The following is a 20,478-nucleotide window of genomic DNA, read 5'->3' as shown; positions in this document are numbered from 1 at the left end:
CGCCAGGAAATCCGTCAGCCCAGCTTCTTGCCAGCCGAGCCAAGCGCCTGCGTGGCCTCGACCACCCGGGTCGCCATGCCCGCTTCGGCGGCCTTCAGGTAGCTGCGCGGGTCGTACACCTTCTTGTTGCCGACCTCGCCGTCGATCTTCAGCACGCCGTCGTAGTTCTTGAAGAAGTGGTCCGCGATCGGGCGGGTGAACGCGTACTGCGTGTCGGTGTCCACGTTCATCTTCACCACGCCGTAGGACACCGCCTCGCGGATTTCCTCCGGGAGCGAGCCCGAGCCGCCGTGGAAGACCAGTTCGAAGGGCTTCGAGCCGGCGTCGAGGCCGAGCTTCTTCGCCGCCGCTTCCTGGCCGCCCTTGAGGACGTCCGGGCGGAGCTTCACGTTGCCCGGCTTGTACACGCCGTGCACGTTGCCGAACGTCGCGGCCAGCAGGTAGCGGCCCTTTTCGCCCGCGCCCAGCGCGTCGATCGTCTTCAGGAAGTCGCCCTCGGCGGTGTACAGCTTCTCGTTGATCTCCGCCTCGACGCCGTCTTCCTCGCCGCCGACGACGCCGATCTCGACCTCGAGGATGATGTTCGCCGCCGCGGCCTTGGCGAGCAGTTCCTGCGCGATCTGCAGGTTCTCGTCCAGGTCGATGGCCGAACCGTCCCACATGTGGGACTGGAACAGCGGCAGGCCGCCCGCCCGGACGCGTTCGGCGGAGATCTCGATCAGCGGGCGGACGAAGCCGTCCAGCTTGTCCTTGGGGCAGTGGTCGGTGTGCAGCGCGACGTTGACGTCGTACTTCGCCGCCACCACCTGAGCGAACTCGGCCAGCGCGGTCGCGCCGACAACCATGTCCTTCACCTTCTGCCCGGACGCGAACTCCGCGCCGCCGGTGGAGAACTGGATGATCCCGTCGCTCTCCGCCTCGGCGAACCCGCGGATCGCGGCGTTCACGGTTTCCGACGAGGTCACGTTGATGGCCGGGAAGGCGAATTCGTCCTTCTTCGCCCGGTCGAGCATCTCCGCGTACACCTCGGGGGTGGCGATGGGCATCGGTTCCTCCTCGAGACGACTGGCTTCTACAGCGGCATCGTACGAGGTGGACCGGCCGGGGCGACCGGTCCTACCTCACACGAGACGAAACCGACTGGAGCGATTCAGAGCAGCTCCGCCGCGATTGCCCGGTAGGCAGGGAACGGATCGTCGTCCAGCGACTGCACGCTGACGTGCTCAGCCCCCGCGTCGAGGTGCGCCTGCAGGCCCTTGGCCAGCGCTTTTCCGTCGCCGTGGACGGCCAGCGCGTCGATCAGCCGGTCGCTGCCCTTCCCCGCGATGTCCTCCTCGGAGAAGCCGTGCTTGAGCAGGTTCGCGGTGTAGTTGGACAGGCCGAGATAGAACTGCACCGTCTTGCGGCCGGTCTCGCGCGCCCGCTCCGGATCGGTGTCGAAGACGACCTTCTGCTCGGGGGCGAGCACGGCTCCAGCACCGAGGAGCTCCCGCGCCGCCCGGGTGTGCTCCGGGGTGGTCAGGTACGGATGCGCGGCCGCGGTGCGGTCGCGGGCGAGTTCGAGCACCTTCGGGCCGAGTGCGGCCAGCGCGCGCGACTGCGTGGGCACCCCGGCCGCGTCGAGCGCGTCGAGGTAGTCGACCAGCGCCGCGTACGGCTTCTTGTACTCCTGCGTGTGCTCGCGGTGGCCCGCGCCGACGCCGAGCAGGAACCGTCCCGGGTGCTTGCCCTCGATGCGATGGAACGCCCGCGCGATGTCCTCGGGCGCGTCGGCCCAGATGTTGACGATCCCGGTGGCGATCTTGATCCCCTCGGTCGCGGCCAGCAGTTCGTCGACGATCGCCAGGTCGCCGCCGGGAGACCCGCCGAGCCAGATCGTGCCGTAGCCCAGTTTCTCCACCTCGGCGGCGAACGCGCTGTCCACCGCGGTCGACATCCGCCACACACCTAGCTTGCCCAGTTCGATAGCCATGTCCCGCCCAACGCGCGAGAACCCGGTTTTCCTCCCGTACCGGCCGGATTAGGTTCGAAAGCATGACGAAGCTCGGCACCACGGAATTGGACATCCACGGCCTCAACCTCGGCTGCAACGTCTTCGGCAACACCGCGGACGAACCCACGTCATTCGCTGTTCTCGACGCGTACACCGCGGCCGGCGGCAACTTCCTCGACACCGCCAACATCTACGGCGGCGGGGGCGGTTCCGAAACGATCATCGGCAACTGGCTCGCCAAGCGCGGCCGCCGCGACGACATCGTCATCGCCACCAAGGTCGGCGGGGGAGACCAGCGGCCCGGCCTCTCCGCGAAGAACATCGCCGCGGCAGTCGACGAATCGTTGCAGCGCCTCCGAACCGACCACATCGACCTGTACTACGCGCACATCGACGACCTCGACACCCCGCAGGAAGAAACCCTCGGCGCGTTCGACCAGCTCGTCCGCGACGGCAAGGTCCGCTACATCGCGGCCTCCAACTACGAGCCGGACCGGCTCGCCTCCGCATTGTCCATTTCGGACCAGAACGGGCTCGCCCGATACGTTGCCCTGCAACCGCATTACAACCTGGTCGAGCGCGACTACGAACGGGAGCTGGCCCCGCTCGTCGCCAAGGAGAACCTGGCGACGCTCCCGTATTTCGGACTGGCCAAGGGATTCCTCACCGGAAAGTACCGTTCGAAGGACGAACCGGGCGACTCGCCGCGTGCCCCGCGGGCGCTGGCCTACCTCGACGCCCGGGGCGAACGAGTGCTCGCCGCGCTGGACGAGGTGGCCGCCGCGCACCAGGCCTCGGTCGCCAGCGTCTCGCTCGCGTGGCTCCGCCAGCAGCCGACCGTCGCCGCGCCGATCGCCAGCGCGCGGACCCCGGAGCAGCTCGTTGACCTGCTCGCTTCGGTCGAGCTGACCCTGACCGACGCCGAACTCACCGCTTTGGGCGAAGCGTCGAACTGATACTTACCGAACAGTAGCTTACTGCGGGTAGGTTGTTGTACGGTGCCCTCCGGACAGGCAAAACCGGCTCAGGAGGGCACCGTGGCTCAGAAGCAGGTCGACGGCAAGGTCGTGCTCATCACCGGAGCCGCTCGCGGGATCGGAGCCGGCCTGGCCGAGCGGCTCGCCGCGCGCGGAGCCAAGGTCGCGCTCGTCGGGCTCGAGGCCGACGAACAGGAAGCGGTCGCCAAGCGGATCGGACCGAACGCGAAGTCCTGGGAAGCCGACGTGACCAGCTGGGACGACCTCGAGCGCGTCACCGAAGGTGTGGTCGAGCACTTCGGCGGCATCGACATCGTCATCGCCAACGCGGGCATCGCGACCGCCGGATTCGTGCGCTCGGTGGACCGCACCGCGTTCGAGCGGGTGATCGAGGTCGACCTGCTCGGCGTGTGGCGCACGTTCCGGGTGACGATGCCGCACGTCATCGAACGCCGCGGCTACCTGCTCGGCATCTCCTCGCTCGCCGCGATCACGCACGCGCCGGGCATGGCGAACTACGCCGCCGCGAAGGCGGGCGTCGAAGCGTTCTGCAACAGCCTCCGCGCGGAGGTCGCGCACCTCGGCGTGAAGGTCGGCGTCGCGCACCCCACCTGGATCCGCACCGACCTGGTCGAAAGCGCCGACGCGCACCCGGTGTTCGGCAAGCTGCGCGCCGGGATGCCGGGCTTGCTCGGCAAGACCTACCCGCTGGACGTCGCGCTCGACGACCTGGAGGCCGGGATTCTGCGCCGCGCCCGGACGATCCACGTGCCACGCTGGGTCGGCGGCCTGAAGCTGCTGCGCTCGTTCCTGCCGCCGATCGTCGAACTCGGCGCGCGGACGCGGGTGCCGGCGGCGGACCGGGCCGCACTGAAGGACGTCGAGGAGCGCGGCGCGTTCGAGTCGTCGGTCACCGGCCACGGCGGACGCGCGGCCACCAAGCGCAGCTGAGGAGCGTCATGTCCCGTCGCGACCAGATCCGGATGAAGCCGGACGAGGTGCAGGCCTACCTGGCCGAGCAGAAGGTCATCAACGTGGCCTCGGTCGGCCCGAACGGCAGGCCGCACCTCACCGCCCTCTGGTACTACCCGCACGAGGGCGGGGTCGCGACGTGGACTTACGGCACCTCGCAGAAGGCGAAGAACCTGCGCCGGCTGCCCGAGGCGACCGTGCTGATCGAAAGCGGCGATTCGTACGACCAGCTGCGCGGGCTCTCCTTCGAGGCGGACGTCGAGTTCGTCGAGGACACCGAGCAGGTCACGGCGATGGGGATCGCGCTGATGATGCGCTACTCCGGCGCTGAACCGGGCGCACCGGTGCCCGACGAGCTGCGGACCTTCATCGAACGGCAGGCGCCCAAGCGGGTCGGGCTGATCCTGCGTCCGACGAAGATCGCGAGCTGGGACCACTCGAAACTCGGCGGCGTCTACTAGGGCACGAGGGCGACGAAGCTCAGTCCGGAAGTGCCTTCCGCCAGGTCGAGAGCGGATTCCGGATCGTCGATGCCCACCTTCAGGAGTTCGACGACGGAGAGGTCCAGCGCGCCTGAGCGGACGAGGTTCCACACCGTCCGCACCGTCTCGTCGTCGCTCATCCAGGAGCCGCGCAGGGTGAGCCTGCGGTGCATGAATTCGCCGTACGGAATGGTCAGGTCCTGACGTACGCCGCCGACGAGCACCAGGGTGCCGCGCACCCGCAGGCAGTCGTAGGCGGCCATCGTCGCGTCCGCCGTCGGGGTGGCGCCGAGAGCGTCGAGGGCTACGTCCACCGGGCCGATCGCCGCTGCGTCCGTCGCCCGATCGCCGGTCAGCTGGTGGGTGCGCACGCGCGGATCGAGTTCAGCCAAGCGGTCGAGCGCCACTTTGTTGCGGCCCACCGCCGTCACCGTCGCCGCGCCTTCCGCCAGCGCCAGCAGCACGGCCGCGCCGCCCATCTGACCGGTCGCACCAATCACCGCAACGTCGCGGCCAGCCAGCGGACCAGCGGTGTGCAGGCCAGCGGCGGCAACGCAGAGCCACGGCAGAAACGCCAGCCGCGCCGGGTCCGGGTAATTCTCGGCACCGGGCAGCTTGATCATCGTTTCCTTGGCGCACAACGCTTTCTCCGCGAAGGTCCCGTCATGCCACACCTCGTGCATGCGGTCCGTGCGCTCGTTGCGGCCAGACGCGCCGAGGCCGACCCAGCCGACCAGGATCTCGTCGCCGTCGCCCGCGTTGAGCAGCGCTGTGTCCAGCACGATGTCGCCCGGCGCGACGTGGAAGACGTCCGGCGCGACGTCGGTCACGCGTCCGATGCACGAGGGGCCGAGGACCAGCGGAACCGGCAGGCCGCCGCGCCCGCCCGTCACCACCGCTTTCGTGTAGGCCGGGACGTGCGCGGCGAGCACCTTCACGACGGCGCCACCGCCCTGGAGAGCGGGTTCCGGCAGTTCAGAGAGACGCAGGCCTTGCGCGTCGACATTCCAAGCTCGCATACGACCCAGCCTCGCGCGCCGTTAAGCTGGTATCCAGAATCGCGTTATTCTGGTACTGGAGGTTCTAGGGTGAGCGTCGAACTGGGCACCTTCCTGCGCAGCCGCCGCGAGCGGATCGCCCCGGCCGACGCGGGCCTGCCGGTCACCGGACGCCGCCGCACGCCCGGATTGCGCCGCGAAGAACTGGCTCTGCTGGCCGGAATCAGCGCCACCTGGCTCACCTATCTCGAACAGGGCCGCGACGTCCGCCCGTCCGACCAGGTGCTTGACGCCCTGGCTCGGGCGCTGCGGCTGACCAGCGCCGAACAGGAGCACCTGCGCCGGCTCGCCGATGGCGGAGCCACTGCCGAGGACGCGCCCGAGGAAGCCGCGCCCGAGGTCGCGGGCGTCCCGGCGATGCTGGGCGACAACCCCGCGTACGTCACCGGCATCTGCTACGACCTGCTCGCGTACAACGACGCCGCCGCGGAGCTGTTCCGGAACATCGAGCCGGGCGCGAACGTCGTCCGCTGGATGTTCACCGAGCCCGCCGCCCGGGAGGTCCTGGTCGACTGGGAGCAGGAGGCACGCAACATCCTGGCCCGGCTGCGCGCGATCGCCGGACGGCATCCCGACCACCCGCGCGTGACCCGGCTGGTGGCCGAGTTGACCGAGGCGAGCCCCGAGGTGCGCGAGTGGTGGCCGCACTACGAAATCCAGTTCAGCCACGCAGGTCAGAAGCGCTTTCGGCACCCAAGGCTCGGCGTGGTGACGGCGACGCACGCCGCCTTCCACGTGGCCGAGCGTCCGGAGCAGACGCTGGTGGTCTATCGGCTGCCGAGTGGTACTGGCGAGTAGGAAGTACTTTGAAGTAACTGTTACCTGAGGTAACATAAACGCTGCCAGACCCCCAGCGCAGCGGAGGCCGACAAGATGACCGAGCGGTTCAAGGTCGTGATCGTGGGCACCGGGTTTTCCGGGCTCGGCCAGGCGATCCAGCTCGAAAAAGCGGGCATCCGGGACTACGTGATCCTGGAGAAGGCCGACGAGGTCGGCGGCACCTGGCGGGACAACTCGTACCCGGGCTGCGCGTGCGACGTGCAGTCGCACATGTACTCGTTCTCCTACGCGCAGAACCCTGACTGGAGCCGGTCGTTCTCGCCGCAGCCGGAGATCTTCGACTACCTCAAGGGCATCGCCGACAAGTACCGGCTGCGGGACAAGATCCGGTTCGGCACCGAGATCACCGGCGCGCACTGGGACGAGGGCGAACGCCGCTGGACAGTGGAAACCAAGGGCGGCACCGAGTTTTCCGCGCAGTTCCTCGTCGCCGGCGTCGGCGGACTGCACATCCCGCAGATCCCGAAACTGCCGGGCATCGCCAAGTTCAAGGGCCAGACCTGGCATTCGGCGCAGTGGAACCACGAGTTCGACCTGGCGGGCAAGCGGGTCGCGGTGATCGGCACCGGCGCGAGCGCGGTGCAGTTCGTGCCGAAGATCGCGCCCGAGGTCGGCGAATTGACGCTGTTCCAGCGCACGCCGCCGTGGATCATGCCGAAGCCGGACCACGCGATGCCGGGCTGGGCACGGCAGTTGTTCAAGCGCGTTCCGGGCACGCAGCGGCTGTACCGCAACGCGTTGTACTGGATGCTCGAATCCCGCGCGATCGGGTTCAATGGGCACCCGAAACTCATGCAGGCCGCCGAAATCCTCGCGCGCAGGCACATCGCGAAGGGCATCAAAAACCCCGCGCTGCGCCGGAAAGTCACGCCTGACTACACGATGGGCTGCAAACGCGTCCTGCTGTCGAATGACTACTTCCCCGCATTGGACCGGCCGAATGTCGATGTCGTCACCGACGGTGTCGCCGAGGTCCGTGCGCACAGCATCGTCGACACCGCCGGGGTCGAGCACGAGGTCGACGCGATCATCTACGGCACCGGCTTCAAGGTGACCGACGCGCTGGAGTACCTCGACATCACCGGCGTCGGCGGCCGCGATCTCGCGAAAACCTGGGCCACCGAAGGGATCCAGACGCACAAGGGGATCACCGTCTCCGGGTTCCCCAACCTGTTCTTCCTGCTCGGCCCGAACACCGCGCTCGGCCACAACTCCGTGGTGTTCATGATCGAATCGCAGTCCCGCTACGTGGTCGACGCGATCCGGCTGGCCGATTCCCGCGGCGCGGCGGCACTCGACGTGCGGCCGTCGGTGCAGGACGAATTCCAGGAACAGATCCAGGACAAGCTCGTCAAGGGCGTGTGGACCCAGGGCGGCTGCAAGAGCTGGTACCTCGACGCGAAGGGCGTCAACCGGACCATCTGGCCCGGCTTCACCTGGCGGTACTGGCTGGAGACGCGGCGCGTCGAGCCGAGCGATTACGAGCTGAGCGGCCGGTCATGAGTGCCGACCACGAACAGATCGTGCTCCACGCGCGCGACGTGGAGTTCGACTGGTCGAAACTGCCGATGCACTGGATTCCCGGGCAGCCGCAGGCCACGCACAGCATCAACGTGCTGCACCTGGCCCTGCCCGAGGGCGAACGCTGGTTCGTCGAGGTGTTCAAGCAGGCCGTCCCGCTGATCCGCGACGAGCGGCTCAAGGAGGACGTGCTCGGGTTCATCGGCCAGGAGGCGATGCACGCCGTCGCGCACGACGGCGCGGCCGAACACCTGGAGTCCGCCGGGGTTTCCGTGCGGCCCTACATCGCGCAGATGGAGTGGATGTTCCGGCGGCTGCTCGGCGACCGGCCCGGATCGAGCCGGGAATGGCTGATCGAACGGCTCGCGCTGGTCGCGGCGATCGAGCACTACACGGCGTTTCTCGGCCAGTGGATCCTCGACGCGAAGGAACTCGACGCGGCCGGCGCGGACGAGACGATGCTGGATCTCCTTCGCTGGCACGGCGCGGAGGAGGTCGAGCACCGGTCGGTGGCTTACGACCTCTTCTGCCACCTCGACGGCCGCTACGGTCGTCGAGTGCGTTCGATGCTCGTGGTGACGCCGGTGCTGGCGTGGGTTTTCCTGCGCGGCACCCGGTTCCTGATGAAGAACGACCCGACGCGTCCCGGCCGCACCAGCTGGCGGGCCTACCGGCGCGCCGCCCGGCAAGGCTTCTTGCCCGGACCGCGCGAACTGCTGCACGAGATCCGCCCGTACTTCCGGAAGTCGTATCACCCCACCGAAACCGGCAACACGGACCAGGCGGTGGCGTACCTGGCGAGTTCGCCCGCGGCCAAGGCCGCCGACGCTCCGCGATGACCGCACCGCAGTTCCCGCCCAGACTCGACGGCAGCGGCAGGCGCGACCGGCTGATGTCCACTTTGGTCGCGGTCGGCGCGGCTTATCGAAAGCTGGCCGAGGTTTCCGGCCGACGGCGTCCGCCGGTGCAAGAGGTCGACCGTCGGCTGCCGTTGGTCGTCGACGCCGTGCGCGCCGAAGCCGACGGCGTGGTGAGTCTTCGGCTCGTGCGGCCGGACTCGACATCGCTGCCCGCGTGGCGTCCCGGCGCGCATATCGATCTCATCCTGCCTTCCGGAACGGTGCGGCAGTATTCGCTGTGCGGTTCGCCTTCGGACCTGTCGCACTACCGGATTGCCGTACGGCACATCGGTTCCGCGTCCGCCGAGGTGCACGCGCTCACCGCCGGAACCCGCGTTACCGCGCGCGGGCCGCGCAATGCGTTTCCGTTCGTCGCCGCACCCGCGTATCACTTCGTGGCGGGCGGAATCGGGATCACGCCGATCCTGCCGATGGTGCGCCGCGCGCAGGAGATCGGCGCGGATTGGCGGCTGGTCTACACCGGCCGTTCTCGTGAGTCGATGCCATTCCTCGACGAGCTTCCCGCCGAGCGAGTGCGGATCCGGCCGGACACGGAGTTCGGCATCCCGGCGTCCGGCGCGGAACTGCTGGAGGAAATGCCCGAGGGCGCGTCGGTGTACTGCTGCGGCCCGGTGCCGATGATCACCGGCGTCCGCGTCGACCTGGCCCGCACGGGCGCGACCGCGGTCTACTTCGAACGGTTCTCGCCGCCGCCGATCGTGGACGGCGAACCGTTCCGCGTGGTGCTGCGGCGCAGCGGCCGCACCCTCGACGTGCCTGCCGACCGCTCCACGCTCGACGTGGTGCGTGAGGTGCTGCCGGACGTGCCGTACTCGTGTCGCCAGGGCTTCTGCGGCACCTGCGAGGTGGCGGCCGAAGACGGCGGGCGCGTGCGGATCTGCGTCGACCGCGGGCCCGCCGTCCTGGAGCTTTAGTTCTGCGGCGGAACCCAGTCGCCGAGCAGCGGCTTGAACTCGCGGACGCTGCGCTCGGCCACGACGCCTTCGAGCGCGTACGGGTCGTTGTCGATCAGCTCGGCCAGCGCCGCCTCGTCCTCGGCCTGCCAGAGCACCAGCCCGCCGGAGTTGTCGGCGAGCGGACCGGCCACCGCGACGCGGCCTGCCTCGACGTGCTCTTTCAGGTAGTCCCGGTGCCGCGGCCGGACGTCGGCCAGCTTCTCCTGGACATAGCGGATTTCGACGAGGTACCAGGCCATGCGCTTACTCCTGGGGTGAGCACGACAGTGACGCCGCAGACGCTACCGGTGACAGCCGGGCGGACGCACCATGCGAGCGGTGGCAGCGGGAGGCCAACCCGATAGGCTAGGCGCGGGCGGAACCTGTGTGCACGCTGTGCCTATCGCGCACGCGTTGGGGCCTGCGGAGCGGACACGTCGAGGACAGGCGGGGATACATGCTGGAGGGGAACGCGGAACGCAGCGTCGAGGCGACCCTCGGCCACCTGCGGACCATGGACGGGCCGGTCCCGGCGCAGCCGCCGACCGCCCCGTTGAACCTGGAAGACCTCTACCGGCAGCACCGGATGCGGCTGGTCCGGCTGGCCATCCTGCTGGTCGACGAGCCGGCCACGGCCGAGGACGTCGTGCAGGAGGCGTTCACCGGCCTGCACCGCAACTGGGGCAGGCTGCGCGACGCCGCCGCGGCCGTCGGCTACCTGCGCACCGCGGTGGTCAACGGATCGCGCAGCGTGCTGCGCCGGCGCAAGACCGCCCGCGAGTACGTGCCCCCGCACGCGGTGAACGCCCGGTCCGCGGAAAGCCTCGCGATGCTCTCCAGCGAGCACCAAGCCGTGGTCAACGCCCTGTCGAAGCTTCCGCCGCGCCAGCGCGAGGTGCTCGTGCTGCGCTACTACGGCGGGCTGAGCGAAGCGGAGATTTCGGAAGCCGCGGGCATTTCGAAGGGCACCGTGAAGTCAACCGCCAGCCGGGCGCTGGAAGCGTTGCAGAAGGCAATGCAGCCGCCTCAGTGACCTGGGCGGACCAATCTCGCGCTGGTCGACCCTCCTTGGTCCAGACCAATATATGCTGGACCGCGTGAAGCACCCCGGAGACTTCGTCATCACGGGCGGCCGCGTCGTGGCCCCGGACCGCGTACTCGACGACGGCTGGCTCGCCGTGTCCGGCGGACAGATCGCCGCGGTAGGCACCGGAACGCCCCCGAGCAGCCCGGACGCCGCCACGGTCGACGTCGCCGGGGCGCTGGTCGTGCCCGGTTTCGTGGACACCCATTGCCACGGCGGCGGCGGCGCGTCGTTCTCGACGCTCGACCCGGACGAGATCCGCACCGCGGTCCGCGCGCACCGGCGGCACGGCACCACCACCATGCTCGCGAGCCTGGTCTCCGACCCGATCGACCTGCTCACCGAACAGATCGCCGCGCTGCGCGAACTCGTGCAGGAGGGCGACCTCGCGGGCATCCACCTGGAGGGCCCGTTCATCTCGCGCGCCCGCTGCGGCGCCCACGATCCGGACACTCTGCGTGAACCGGACACCGGGACCGTCGAGAAGCTGCTGCGCGCCGGGCACGGCGCCATCCGGATGGTCACGCTCGCGCCCGAGCTGCACGGCGGCGTCAAGGCGGTCCGGCAGCTCGCCGAATCCGGCGTGATCGCCGCGATCGGCCACACCGACGGGGTCGCCGACCAGCTGGTTCCGGCCATCGACGCCGGCGCGACGGTCGCCACCCACCTGTTCAACGGCATGCGCCCGCTGCACCACCGCGAGCCGGGTCCGGTCGGCGTGCTGCTCGACGACGAGCGCGTGACGGTCGAGCTGATCTGCGACCTGGTCCACCTGCACCCGACGGTCGTGCGGCTGGCCGCGCAGCACGCGGGCCGCGGCCGGACGGTGCTGATCACCGACGCCATGTCGGCCACCGACGCCGCCGACGGCCGCTACACACTGGGCAGGCTGGAGGTCGACGTCCACGACGGCGTCGCCACCCTGGACAACGGTTCGCTCGCCGGAAGCACGCTGACCATGGACAATGCCTTCCGCAACCTGGTGAAGGGTGCGAAACTCGACGTACTGGACGCCGTCCGGGCGACGTCGGCGCGACCGGCCGAACTGCTCGGCATCGCCAACCGCACCGGCGCACTGCGCCCCGGCCTCGCCGCGGACGCGGTGATCCTGGACGACGACCTGCGCCCGTCCCGGGTACTGCACCGGGGCGAATGGGTGGCCGAGGCGGGCCGGGCTACCTTGAGTACGTGACGAGCTAGCACTTCGACAGGCGGACGGAGCGGATGAGCGAGCCGAAAGACCCGGAACGGTTACTGGCCGACGCGCTGCGTGCACAAGCTGTCTTCGCTCCGCACGTCCTGCCGAATCCAGCGGAAGACCAGGCCGTTTCGGAAGCTTCGGGCACCGGCTCGGTCCAGCCCGGTGCTTCCGGCACGGGCTCATTCAGCGCGGCAGGCGGTCCCGGCATCTCCGGCCCCGGTACCGCCGGAACCGGTTCGTTCGGTGCCGCTCCGGCATCCGGCACCGGTTCGTTCGGCGCCTCGGCCCAGACCGGCGCGCCGTCGCAGACCGGCCCGACCACCGAACTGCCGCCCAACTACGGCCTGCTGTCCGGCGCGGGCGCCGACTCGCTCGCCCGCGAACGCGCCGCCCTCGACGCGGCCGACACCTCGCCCGGCACCACCGGCTCGATCCCGCCGGTCGGGTCCGCCGACGCGACTGTCCGGCGCCCCGCCCAGGCAGCGCAGAACGGCCCGCTGCCCGCGCACTGGGTCCTGCTGCTGGCGGTGCTGCTCGGTCTCGCCGCCGGGTCCGTCATCGGCCTGCTGACGCTGATCTGAGCCCTGCCGCGCCCTCGGTTGCCCGGACGGCCACTGCCGCGGGGCACTCGCGGGCCAAGTTCTTAACCCCGATCCCACACCGATGACCTGCGATTCCTTGCCCGATGAGGCCACCCTGAGTCACCCTGTACCGTTTTCGGTGTGATTCTCGCCCAGAACACAGTGACCACCATGTCCCTGCTGCCGTCGTGGCTGGACCCGCAGCATCTGCTGAACGGGCTGACGGCCCCCGTGATCGCCGTGCTGTGCTTGATCATCTTCATCGAGAGCAGCATCTTCCCGGTCCTTCCCGGCGACTCGCTGCTCTTCACCGCGGGCCTGTTCATCGCGAACGGCACGCTGAAGGCTCCGCTGTGGCTGGTGTGCGTGCTGGTCACGGTCGCCGCGCTGCTGGGCAACGTCGTCGGGTACTACCTCGGCTACTTCGTCGGGCCGAAGCTGTTCAGCAGGCCGGACTCGAAGTTCTTCAAGCAGGAGTACGTCGACAAGACGCACACGTTCCTGGAGAAACACGGTCCGAAGGCCGTCGTGCTGGCCCGGTTCGTGCCGTTCGTGCGGACGTTCATCACCTGGATCGCCGGCATCGGCCGGATGGACCCGAAGCGCTACTTCACGTACACGGTCATCGGCGGCATCCTGTGGGCCGCAGGCATCACCGTGCTGGGGTCGCTGCTGGGCAACATCGGCTTCATCCGGGACAACGTCGACGCGATCTTCGTCCTCATCGTGCTGGTGTCGGTGGTGCCGATCGCCATCGAGTACCTGAAGAGCCGCCGCGAGAAGAAGGCCCGCCCGGCCGACGGTTCGGCCGACGTCACGCAGCAGATCCCGCGCGTGCGCGACTGATTCCTGGTTCTACGACGAAGCGGCGTCCGGACTTTCCCGGACGCCGCTTCGCTGTTTCGGGGTTCAGTCGGTCATCGAGAACATCGAGCCCGGGTTGAAGAGGTTCTCCGGGTCGAGGGCCTGTTTGATCTGCCGGTGCACGCGGATCCCGACCGGGCCGATTTCGCGGGCGAGCCATTCGCGCTTGATCTTGCCGACGCCGTGTTCGCCGGTCACCGTGCCGCCGAGCGACAGGCCGACTTCGAGGATCTCGTCGAACGCCTGCTGGGCGCGCGCGAACTCGTCCGCGGAATCGGGCGCGTACACGATGGTCGGGTGCATGTTCCCGTCCCCGGCGTGGCCGACGACGGCGATCTTGAGCCCGACCTTCTCGCTGATCCGTTCGCAGCCGCGGATCAGCTCGGCGATCCGGGTGCGGGGCACGCTGACGTCGTCGGTGAGCCAGACGCCGTAGGTCTCCAGCGCGGTCAGCACGACGCGGCGGGCCTGCAGCAGCATCTTGCCCTCTTCGAGGTCGTCCGTGGCGTAGACCAGGTCCGCGCCGCAGTCGGTGCAGATCTGCTCGAGCAGCGCCAGTTCGCGGCGGGCCGCCTCGCCGCCCGCGTCGGACTGGCCGAGCAGCAGGGCCTGACAGTCCGAGCCCGCGCCGAGGTCGGTGTTGAGGTAGGTCTCGGACGCCTTGATCGACGCCGCGTCCATGATCTCCAGCAGCGACGGCACCAGCCCCTCGCGCACCGCCCGCGCGACCGCTTCGCCGGCCGCCTCGGTGGTGTTGAACCCGGCGACAAAAGTGGCCGGGGCCTGCGGAAGCGGCCGCAGCGAAACGGTCGCCTGGGTGATGACGCCGAGCGTGCCTTCGCTGCCGATGAACAGCTTGGTGAGGTCGTAGCCCGCGACGCCCTTGACCGTGCGGCGGCCGGTTTTCAGCAGCGATCCGTCCGCGAGCACCACCTCGAGGCCGAGCACCGAATCGGTGGTCACGCCGTATTTCACGCAGCAGAGGCCGCCGGCGTTGGTGGAGAGGTTGCCGCCGATGGTGCACCAGTCGTAGCTGGACGGGTCGGGCGGATAGAACAGGCCGTGCTTCTCGACGGCGGACCGGAAGTCGAGGTTGACGACGCCCGGCTGCACGACGGCGAGCCGGTTGCCCGCGTCGACCTCGACGATCTCGTTCAGTTTCATCAGCGAAAGCACGACACAGCCGTCGATCGCGTTGGCCGCGCCGGAAAGCCCGCTGCCCGCCCCGCGCGGCACGATGGGGACTCTCGCTTCGGCACAGGCACGGACCGTCGCCTGCACTCCCGCGGTATCCGCCGGAAGCACTACCGCCAACGGTTTTCCCGAGGGAGCGAGCGGCATCATGTCGCGCGCGTAGGCGTCGGTGACGTCAGCGTCGGTGAGCACCGCGGCCGGGCCGAGGTCGTCCCGAAGCCGCTGGAGGAGGGCGTCGTTGCTCATCTCCGCATGGTAAACCGGGATCTCCGCAGTGCGGAATATTAATTCCGATATTAGCTGGTCCGCTGCGCGCGGAGCACGGTGTCACGGGTGTGCGCGGTGCCCGGCGGAGCGGGCTTCACCCGCGGCCGGCTCTCGTTGACGAGGACGGTCCACTCGTCCCCGAGAGCCCGCGCGATGTCGTCCGGCTGGCAGTAACCGGCGTGCTCCGGCGACAGATCGCGCGGATCGTGACTGGCGAAGAGAAAAGTCCCGCCGGGCGCGACGGCGTCGAGCAGTTTCCGCAGCACCCCGTCGTCCTGGCGGAGCGGGAAATACTGGACGCTGACCAGGTCGAACGCCCTCGCCGGAACCGGACTCGCGGCCAGATCCGAACACACCCAAGCGATCCCGGCGTTAGCCGCGGCCGCCCGCTGCAACGCGGTGCGCGAGATGTCGAGCGCCGTCACCTGCCATCCGCGCGCGGCCAGCCACCGCGCATCAGCCCCTTCGCCGCACCCGACGTCCAACGCCTGCCCCGGCGGCAGCCCCTCGACCTCGGTGACGAGCACCCCGTTGGGCTCGCCGCTGAACACCTGCTCACGGCTGCGGTAGAGGTCTTCCCAGAACTGCGCGGTCTCCCCGGACGGAACCATTTTCGTTGCCACCTCCGCCGTTCACGATTCCGCTGACCGCGCTGAACGACAAGGTTCTTTGCCGGAACCGCAAATCAGCTCCGGATGTTCTCCAGGTCCGCCAGCAGACTGGGATGCGTCGGAACCCAGCCAAGTGCTTGCTGCGTGTGCGTGCTGGACGCTGGCTGATCGATCGCGAACAGCGGACCGAGCGTGCCGTAAGTTTCCTCCGGCACCGATTCGACCGGAAGCCCCAGCCGCCGTCCGATCACTTCCGCGATGCCAGCGACCGCAACCCCTTCGTCGGCGACCGCGTGCCAGGCCGTTCCCGGTTCAGCCTTCTCCAACGCGAGCCGGAAAAGAACCGCCGCGTCGAGCGCGTGCACCGCAGGCCACCGCTGCGTGCCGTCGCCCGGATAACCGGACACTCCCGTTTGCCGGGCGATGGTGGTCAACAGACCGGCGAACCCGCCTTTCCCGTCGTTGTGCACCGTGCGCGGCAGCCGGATCGCGGACGTCCGGACCCCACGATCCGCGAACCCCAACACCTCGGTGACCGTGCGCCCCCTCCCGCCGACGGGCCCGTCAGTCGAATGCGGATCGGACTCGGTCGACGCGCGCCCTGGCACATACGGCGTCCCGGAAACCGTGACCAACGGCCGGTCGCTTCCGACGAGCACCTCAGCCTGTGCCTTGAGCGCCGCCGTTTCCTCGGCGACCGCGTGCGCGAGGGCTTCGGCGCTGTTGAACGCATTGGCGAAGGCGAGGTGAATCACCCCGTCGGCTTTGGCCGCAGCCTCGCGAATGACGTCCAGATCAGCCAGCGCACCCCGCACCGGCTCAGCACCCGCCTTCTGGGCCGCAGCAGCAGAGTCGTCGGATCGAGCGAGCGCGACGACGGAATGCCCGCTGCCCAGCAGCTCGGCGACGACCGCGGAGCCGACCAACCCGGTCGCTCCGGTGACGAACACGCGCATGGATTTCTCCCTCAGAGTGATGGGACTCTTGTCCCGTCAGACGCTACCAGAGTGACGGGACAAAGGTCTCGTCACATAGGATGGCTTCATGGCCCGATGGGAACCCGGAGCACGCGAACGGCTGGTCGTAGCGGCCGTCGACCTGTTCGCCGAACAGGGCTACGACGCCACGACGGTCGCGCAGATCGCTGAGCGCGCCGGCGTCACGAAGAGCACGTTCTTCCGGCATTTCCCGGACAAGCGGGAGTTGCTGGTGGCCGGACAGGAAACGCTGAGCAAGCTGCTCGCGGAGGGAATCGCCGACGCCCCCGCCGACGCCAGCCCCCTGGAAGCAGTGGCAGCCGGCCTGCGCCGCGCCGCGACGGCCATGGGCCCGATGAACCGGGAACTCGCCCCTAGGTTGAAGGCCGCGGTCGCGGCCAGCACGGAACTTCAGGAACGGGACGCGCTGAAAAGCGTCGGCCTAGCCGCGGCGATGACTACGGCCCTGACCGCCCGAGGCCTACCCGAGGCGACTGCCGCGCTCGCTAGTGAGTTGGGGGTGTTGGCTTTTAAGCGGGGGTACTTCGCGTGGTCGGAGAGCGATCGCGGGGATGCTGATCCGGCGGAGTTTTTGGTGGCGGCGTTGGAGGAGCTTCGGGCGGCGAGCGCTTCGCTGGGGTGACGGCACGCTTCCGGCGGCTCTTGCCTGGGAGCCCGGACGCCGAATCGGTGGAGTTTTGGTGGCAGCACTGGAAGAAGCTTCGACGAGTGCTTCGCTGGGCTGCACGGACGGTGCCTGCCCACTCCCGCGCGCATTAGCGCCGGACGGGTCCGCGCCGGAGAGGCGACGTCGAACGCGGCCATCCCGAAGACTCGGAGAGCGACCGCGGGGACGGACGCCAACCCAGCGGAGCATCCGGAAAAACCTTGCACAGCAAGCACTTCACTAGCCCGAACGGACGGCTTCCGCACGCCTTGGCACAGAACGGGTCCGCGCCGGACAAACGACTGCCGCCCTCACCAACGGGAACGCCGAACGCGGCCATCCCGAGGACTCGGAAAGCGACCGCGGAGACGAACGCCGACCCAGCGGAGTATCTGCAAGAGCCCTGCACGGCAAGCGCTTCACCGAGCTGAACCGGCGGGATCCGAGTAGTGCCAGGCGTCCGCCCGCTCCGGAGGCCCTAGCGCCTCTTCGGCCGGGGCTGTGCCCTGTTGGGGGACAGCCGTCCGGCCTGAAGTATTTCCCTTATCCGGCAACCGAAACTGCGCTGCCCGTCAGGCAGGCGGGTGGTGTTCGCCTGCCTGACGGGGGCCGAATCATGCGCACATCGCTGGCTCCTCCGGCTTGGAGTCCTGCGGGCGGTTTCGCCGACGGCCCAACAGGAAGTACGCCTGCAGTGCCGTGTACACGAGGATCGCGGCGCCCACCCACGCACTCGTGTGCAGTGCCGTCACGAACGCCTCGCGGGCGGTGGTCAGCAGCTCCGCTCCCTCGGTGGCGGGCAGGGAGTGTGCGGTGGCTACCGCGCCGCCGAGGGTGTCGTGGGCTGCGGCGGGGGCGGTGGCGGGCAGGCCGGACTGGTAGACCGCCGTGGCGAGGCTGCCCAGCAGGGCGGTGCCGAGGGCGCCGCCCAGTTCGTAGCCTGTTTCCGAGATCGCCGACGCGGCGCCGGCGCGGTTGACCGGGGCGGCGGAGATCACGAGGTCGTTCGTCAGGGTTTCCGAGAGGGCCACCCCGCCGCCGACCAGGACGAACGCCACTACGACCGCGGCCAGTCCGGCGTCGGCTCCGATGGTGGTCAGGACCAGGAAGCCGGCCGCGCCGAGGAGCAGGCCCAGGCTGACCAGGACCGGCACCCGGACTCGGCGGGCGAGCCAGGCGGCTGCCAGGGCGCCGACGACGCCGGCGACCGTGGCGGGCAGCATCCACAGTGCCGCGGCCAGTGGCTTCAGGCCGAGCACCAGCTGCAGGTACTGCGGCAGCAGGAACAGCAGCCCGACCAGCGCGAACACGCCCAGCAGGTTCGTGATCACCGATCCGGCGAACTTGCGGTTGGCGAACAGGCCGAGGTCCAGCATCGGCTGGTCAAGCCGTCGCTGCCGGCGCACGAACGCCGCTCCCAGCGCGAGTCCGAGCACCATCGCGGCACCGGCCGACCAGCTGATCCCTTCCGTCGCGGCGATCTTCACGCCGTAGACGACCGGCAGCATGGTGCCGAGCGACAGCAGCGCCGACCACGGGTCGAAGCGGCCCGGGTTCGGATCGCGGAACTCCGGCAGCAGCAACGGGCCCGCGACGAGCAGCAGCACCATCACCGGCACATTGATCAGGAAGACCGAACCCCACCAGAAGTGCTCAAGCAGCCAGCCGCCGACGACCGGGCCGACCGCCATCCCGCCGGAGAACGCCGCGCTCCAGATCGCGACCGCGGTGCGCCGCGTGCGGTCCTCGGTGAAGATGCTGCGGATCAGCGACAGCGTGGACGGCATCAGCGTCGCGCCGCCGACGCCCAGCAGCGCCCGCGCGACGATCAGCATCAGCGGCGACGTCGCGAACGCCGCCAGCACCGAGGCCGCACCGAACGCGGCACCGCCGATGAGCAGCAGCCGCCGCCTGCCGATCCGGTCTCCCAGCGTGCCCATGAAAACCAGCAATCCGGCCAGGACGAACGAGTAGACGTCGACGATCCACAGCTGCTCCGCACCCGTGGGCGCCAGATCCTCGCTGAGATAGGGCAGGGCGAACCCCAGGACTGTCGTGTCCACGCTGATCAACAGGACCGGCAGCACCAGAACCGCCAAAGCCCACCACTGGCCTCCGCGCCGCACCATGGCGCACTCTTCCTTCCTTGTACCGTCCAGACGGTACAGTTTCGTTCCTGAGGTAGAAGGTAAACCGTCTGGACGGTATAGTCAAGGTGATGGCTAAACCTTCAGCACGAGAACGCATCCTCGGTTCGTACGAGGTCATCCTCGCCGACCGCGGCCCCGCCGAGATCACACTCGACGCCGTCGCGGCGCACGCCGGGGTGTCCAAGGGCGGGCTGCTCTACCACTTCGGTTCGAAGGACGCCCTGCGCGACGGCCTGCTCGAACGCCTCGAGCGGCTCACCGACGAGGACCTCGAACGCGCGCGGAGCGCCCCGGAAGGCGTGGTCCGCCACTACCTGCGCTCGTCGATCACCGACGTCACGCGCGACCTGGCGCTGCACCGCACGACGATGGCCGCGCTCCGCCTGGTCCTCAACGACCCGATCGCGGCGGAGGTGTCGCGGCGCTGCACCGAGCGCACCCGCGAGCTGATGCTGGAGCACGTCGAGGACCCGGTGACGGCGGAGCTGGTGATGCTGGTCGGCGAGGGCCTCTACATGCGCGCGGCACTGGGCGAAGAGGTGACCGACAGCCTGCTGGAGCAAATCGAGGACATCGCGGACCGGATCGAGGCCGGGGCGCCGGTCCAGGCGACGCTCGCGGCGGGGCGGCGGAAGGGCTGAGCCGAGGGACCGCCAGGCGCCTGACTTCAAGTCCGCGAGGAGAACTCCCTCAGGCATCACTCACGGACGACCAACTCAGCGAGCCAGCCCGTAAACCCGCTCGATCTCCACCGTCAGCACCAGCCGCCGATCCGCCACCATCGCCGCTCGGTACTCGTCCCAGTCCGGATGCTCGCCCGCCACCTTGCGGTACAGCGCGATCAACGCCTCCACCGCCTCGTCGTCCGGAGCCGAAGCGACCGGGGACAGCACCGCCCGCCCCTCCGCCACCGCGTATGACCAGCCGTTCGACGACGCCACGTGGTAGCTCACCCGCGGATCCCGGCGCATGTTCTTCGTCTTCGCGCGCGTGTCCGTGATCGACACCTGCAGCTGGCGGGCGTCGCGGTCGAAGTAATGCGACACCGTCGACAGCTGCGGGCGGCCGTCTCGTTTCAGGGTCGCCAGGACGCCTTGCTTGCCCGCCGCGATGAGGTCGTAGAGCGCTGTGTCGTCAGTCATACCCCTATGAAACCCCGGCGAGAAGGATCTGTTCCCGCCCTC

At 69.2% G+C, this 20,478-nt stretch carries 22 protein-coding genes; 13 read left to right on the top strand and 9 right to left on the bottom strand.

Annotation, left to right across the window (positions count from 1 at the left end; all coding sequences use genetic code 11):
- Positions 1 to 14: 14 nt before the first annotated feature.
- Positions 15 to 1,046 (bottom strand): class II fructose-bisphosphate aldolase, encoded by a 1,032-nt coding sequence (gene fbaA, locus FKO37_RS04675; protein WP_037808805.1) that lies wholly within the window; start codon positions 1,044 to 1,046, stop codon positions 15 to 17.
- Positions 1,047 to 1,150: 104 nt separating this feature from the next.
- The gene (locus FKO37_RS04670) at positions 1,151 to 1,972 is read right to left on the bottom strand and encodes an LLM class F420-dependent oxidoreductase (RefSeq protein WP_043834768.1); all 822 of its coding nucleotides are present in this window, start codon (positions 1,970 to 1,972) and stop codon (positions 1,151 to 1,153) included.
- Between the two features lie 62 nt (positions 1,973 to 2,034).
- On the opposite strand from FKO37_RS04670, the gene FKO37_RS04665 reads away from it, so the two are divergent.
- The 3 genes from FKO37_RS04665 (at position 2,035) to FKO37_RS04655 (ending at position 4,403) form a co-directional block, all read left to right on the top strand.
- Positions 2,035 to 2,949 carry an aldo/keto reductase gene (locus FKO37_RS04665; protein WP_037808808.1) on the top strand — a complete coding sequence of 305 codons (915 nt, stop codon included), beginning with the start codon at positions 2,035 to 2,037 and terminating at the stop codon, positions 2,947 to 2,949.
- 81 nt (positions 2,950 to 3,030) lie between these two features.
- On the top strand, positions 3,031 to 3,921 hold the full coding sequence (locus FKO37_RS04660; protein WP_238603810.1) for an SDR family oxidoreductase: 891 nt from the start codon (positions 3,031 to 3,033) through the stop codon (positions 3,919 to 3,921).
- An 8-nt stretch (positions 3,922 to 3,929) separates the two neighbouring features.
- A complete protein-coding gene (locus tag FKO37_RS04655) occupies positions 3,930 to 4,403 on the top strand; it encodes a pyridoxamine 5'-phosphate oxidase family protein (protein ID WP_037808811.1) in 474 nt (157 codons plus the stop codon).
- On the opposite strand, the gene FKO37_RS04650 is transcribed toward FKO37_RS04655, so the two are convergent.
- On the bottom strand, positions 4,400 to 5,443 hold the full coding sequence (locus tag FKO37_RS04650; protein ID WP_238603809.1) for a zinc-binding dehydrogenase: 1,044 nt from the start codon (positions 5,441 to 5,443) through the stop codon (positions 4,400 to 4,402). The two genes, FKO37_RS04655 and FKO37_RS04650, sit on opposite strands and share 4 nt — an antisense overlap.
- Positions 5,444 to 5,512: 69 nt before the next feature.
- On the opposite strand from FKO37_RS04650, the gene FKO37_RS04645 reads away from it, so the two are divergent.
- The 4 genes from FKO37_RS04645 (at position 5,513) to FKO37_RS04630 (ending at position 9,677) form a co-directional block, all read left to right on the top strand.
- Positions 5,513 to 6,280, top strand: coding sequence for a helix-turn-helix transcriptional regulator (locus FKO37_RS04645; protein ID WP_238603808.1), 768 nt, complete (start codon positions 5,513 to 5,515; stop codon positions 6,278 to 6,280).
- A 75-nt stretch (positions 6,281 to 6,355) separates the two neighbouring features.
- Complete coding sequence (locus tag FKO37_RS04640) at positions 6,356 to 7,825, top strand: NAD(P)/FAD-dependent oxidoreductase (RefSeq protein ID WP_037808815.1); 1,470 nt, start codon at positions 6,356 to 6,358, stop codon at positions 7,823 to 7,825.
- Entirely contained in the window at positions 7,822 to 8,682 is an 861-nt protein-coding gene (locus FKO37_RS04635) for a metal-dependent hydrolase (RefSeq protein WP_238603807.1), read from the top strand. Before FKO37_RS04640 ends, FKO37_RS04635 begins: the two co-directional genes overlap by 4 nt.
- The gene (locus tag FKO37_RS04630; protein ID WP_037808818.1) at positions 8,679 to 9,677 is read left to right on the top strand and encodes a PDR/VanB family oxidoreductase; all 999 of its coding nucleotides are present in this window, start codon (positions 8,679 to 8,681) and stop codon (positions 9,675 to 9,677) included. The genes FKO37_RS04635 and FKO37_RS04630 overlap by 4 nt, the downstream gene beginning before the upstream one ends.
- Here FKO37_RS04630 and FKO37_RS04625 read toward each other — a convergent pair.
- Positions 9,674 to 9,958: a YciI family protein gene (locus tag FKO37_RS04625; RefSeq protein WP_037808820.1), complete on the bottom strand. Its 285-nt coding sequence runs from the start codon at positions 9,956 to 9,958 to the stop codon at positions 9,674 to 9,676. The two genes, FKO37_RS04630 and FKO37_RS04625, sit on opposite strands and share 4 nt — an antisense overlap.
- Before the next feature lie 197 nt (positions 9,959 to 10,155).
- Between FKO37_RS04625 and FKO37_RS04620 the strand changes: the two genes are divergently transcribed.
- From FKO37_RS04620 to FKO37_RS04605, 4 genes are all read left to right on the top strand, one after another.
- On the top strand, positions 10,156 to 10,731 hold the full coding sequence (locus FKO37_RS04620; RefSeq protein WP_051172562.1) for a SigE family RNA polymerase sigma factor: 576 nt from the start codon (positions 10,156 to 10,158) through the stop codon (positions 10,729 to 10,731).
- Positions 10,732 to 10,783: 52 nt separating this feature from the next.
- Positions 10,784 to 11,974, top strand: coding sequence for an N-acetylglucosamine-6-phosphate deacetylase (gene nagA, locus FKO37_RS04615; RefSeq protein WP_037808822.1), 1,191 nt, complete (start codon positions 10,784 to 10,786; stop codon positions 11,972 to 11,974).
- Positions 11,975 to 12,006: 32 nt separating this feature from the next.
- Positions 12,007 to 12,564, top strand: a complete 558-nt coding sequence (locus tag FKO37_RS04610) for a hypothetical protein (protein ID WP_037808824.1) — start codon at positions 12,007 to 12,009, stop codon at positions 12,562 to 12,564.
- Between the two features lie 141 nt (positions 12,565 to 12,705).
- On the top strand, positions 12,706 to 13,410 hold the full coding sequence (locus FKO37_RS04605) for a DedA family protein (protein WP_037808826.1): 705 nt from the start codon (positions 12,706 to 12,708) through the stop codon (positions 13,408 to 13,410).
- A 63-nt stretch (positions 13,411 to 13,473) separates the two neighbouring features.
- On the opposite strand, the gene FKO37_RS04600 is transcribed toward FKO37_RS04605, so the two are convergent.
- The 3 genes from FKO37_RS04600 to FKO37_RS04590 all read right to left on the bottom strand — a co-directional run bounded on the left by FKO37_RS04600 (position 13,474) and on the right by FKO37_RS04590 (position 16,456).
- Positions 13,474 to 14,868, bottom strand: a complete 1,395-nt coding sequence (locus FKO37_RS04600; protein ID WP_134727679.1) for an FAD-binding oxidoreductase — start codon at positions 14,866 to 14,868, stop codon at positions 13,474 to 13,476.
- Between the two features lie 50 nt (positions 14,869 to 14,918).
- On the bottom strand, positions 14,919 to 15,500 hold the full coding sequence (locus FKO37_RS04595; RefSeq protein WP_037808830.1) for a bifunctional 2-polyprenyl-6-hydroxyphenol methylase/3-demethylubiquinol 3-O-methyltransferase UbiG: 582 nt from the start codon (positions 15,498 to 15,500) through the stop codon (positions 14,919 to 14,921).
- A gap of 74 nt (positions 15,501 to 15,574) precedes the next feature.
- Entirely contained in the window at positions 15,575 to 16,456 is an 882-nt protein-coding gene (locus FKO37_RS04590) for an SDR family oxidoreductase (RefSeq protein ID WP_037808832.1), read from the bottom strand.
- Positions 16,457 to 16,544: 88 nt separating this feature from the next.
- Between FKO37_RS04590 and FKO37_RS04585 the strand changes: the two genes are divergently transcribed.
- On the top strand, positions 16,545 to 17,120 hold the full coding sequence (locus tag FKO37_RS04585; protein ID WP_238603806.1) for a TetR/AcrR family transcriptional regulator: 576 nt from the start codon (positions 16,545 to 16,547) through the stop codon (positions 17,118 to 17,120).
- A gap of 638 nt (positions 17,121 to 17,758) precedes the next feature.
- Here FKO37_RS04585 and FKO37_RS04580 read toward each other — a convergent pair.
- Positions 17,759 to 19,273, bottom strand: a complete 1,515-nt coding sequence (locus FKO37_RS04580; protein WP_238603805.1) for an MFS transporter — start codon at positions 19,271 to 19,273, stop codon at positions 17,759 to 17,761.
- Positions 19,274 to 19,362: 89 nt separating this feature from the next.
- Here FKO37_RS04580 and FKO37_RS04575 point away from each other — a divergent pair, with 89 nt between their 5' ends.
- Positions 19,363 to 19,935: a TetR/AcrR family transcriptional regulator gene (locus tag FKO37_RS04575; protein WP_238603804.1), complete on the top strand. Its 573-nt coding sequence runs from the start codon at positions 19,363 to 19,365 to the stop codon at positions 19,933 to 19,935.
- A 75-nt stretch (positions 19,936 to 20,010) separates the two neighbouring features.
- Here the strand turns inward: FKO37_RS04575 and FKO37_RS04570 are convergent, their stop codons facing one another.
- Positions 20,011 to 20,436, bottom strand: a complete 426-nt coding sequence (locus FKO37_RS04570) for a PPOX class F420-dependent oxidoreductase (protein ID WP_037808840.1) — start codon at positions 20,434 to 20,436, stop codon at positions 20,011 to 20,013.
- Positions 20,437 to 20,478: the final 42 nt, after the last annotated feature.

It is taken from the genome of Amycolatopsis sp. Poz14, assembly GCF_006704225.1.
Lineage (GTDB): Bacteria > Actinomycetota > Actinomycetes > Mycobacteriales > Pseudonocardiaceae > Amycolatopsis > Amycolatopsis nivea.
This window is presented reverse-complemented; position numbering and strand designations above follow the sequence as displayed.

Coding starts and splice junctions, on each gene's coding strand:
- FKO37_RS04620 (WP_051172562.1), top strand. CDS start 10,156: ATGCTGGAGGGGAACGCGGAACGCAGCGTCGAGGCGACCCTCGGCCAC.
- FKO37_RS04595 (WP_037808830.1), bottom strand. CDS start 15,500: ATGGTTCCGTCCGGGGAGACCGCGCAGTTCTGGGAAGACCTCTACCGC.
- FKO37_RS04570 (WP_037808840.1), bottom strand. CDS start 20,436: ATGACTGACGACACAGCGCTCTACGACCTCATCGCGGCGGGCAAGCAA.
- FKO37_RS04630 (WP_037808818.1), top strand. CDS start 8,679: ATGACCGCACCGCAGTTCCCGCCCAGACTCGACGGCAGCGGCAGGCGC.
- FKO37_RS04640 (WP_037808815.1), top strand. CDS start 6,356: ATGACCGAGCGGTTCAAGGTCGTGATCGTGGGCACCGGGTTTTCCGGG.
- FKO37_RS04585 (WP_238603806.1), top strand. CDS start 16,545: ATGGCCCGATGGGAACCCGGAGCACGCGAACGGCTGGTCGTAGCGGCC.
- FKO37_RS04650 (WP_238603809.1), bottom strand. CDS start 5,443: ATGCGAGCTTGGAATGTCGACGCGCAAGGCCTGCGTCTCTCTGAACTG.
- FKO37_RS04625 (WP_037808820.1), bottom strand. CDS start 9,958: ATGGCCTGGTACCTCGTCGAAATCCGCTATGTCCAGGAGAAGCTGGCC.
- fbaA (WP_037808805.1), bottom strand. CDS start 1,046: ATGCCCATCGCCACCCCCGAGGTGTACGCGGAGATGCTCGACCGGGCG.
- FKO37_RS04655 (WP_037808811.1), top strand. CDS start 3,930: ATGTCCCGTCGCGACCAGATCCGGATGAAGCCGGACGAGGTGCAGGCC.
- FKO37_RS04590 (WP_037808832.1), bottom strand. CDS start 16,456: ATGCGCGTGTTCGTCACCGGAGCGACCGGGTTGGTCGGCTCCGCGGTC.
- FKO37_RS04580 (WP_238603805.1), bottom strand. CDS start 19,273: ATGGTGCGGCGCGGAGGCCAGTGGTGGGCTTTGGCGGTTCTGGTGCTG.
- FKO37_RS04600 (WP_134727679.1), bottom strand. CDS start 14,868: ATGAGCAACGACGCCCTCCTCCAGCGGCTTCGGGACGACCTCGGCCCG.
- nagA (WP_037808822.1), top strand. CDS start 10,784: ATGCTGGACCGCGTGAAGCACCCCGGAGACTTCGTCATCACGGGCGGC.
- FKO37_RS04635 (WP_238603807.1), top strand. CDS start 7,822: ATGAGTGCCGACCACGAACAGATCGTGCTCCACGCGCGCGACGTGGAG.
- FKO37_RS04670 (WP_043834768.1), bottom strand. CDS start 1,972: ATGGCTATCGAACTGGGCAAGCTAGGTGTGTGGCGGATGTCGACCGCG.
- FKO37_RS04575 (WP_238603804.1), top strand. CDS start 19,363: ATGGCTAAACCTTCAGCACGAGAACGCATCCTCGGTTCGTACGAGGTC.
- FKO37_RS04610 (WP_037808824.1), top strand. CDS start 12,007: ATGAGCGAGCCGAAAGACCCGGAACGGTTACTGGCCGACGCGCTGCGT.
- FKO37_RS04665 (WP_037808808.1), top strand. CDS start 2,035: ATGACGAAGCTCGGCACCACGGAATTGGACATCCACGGCCTCAACCTC.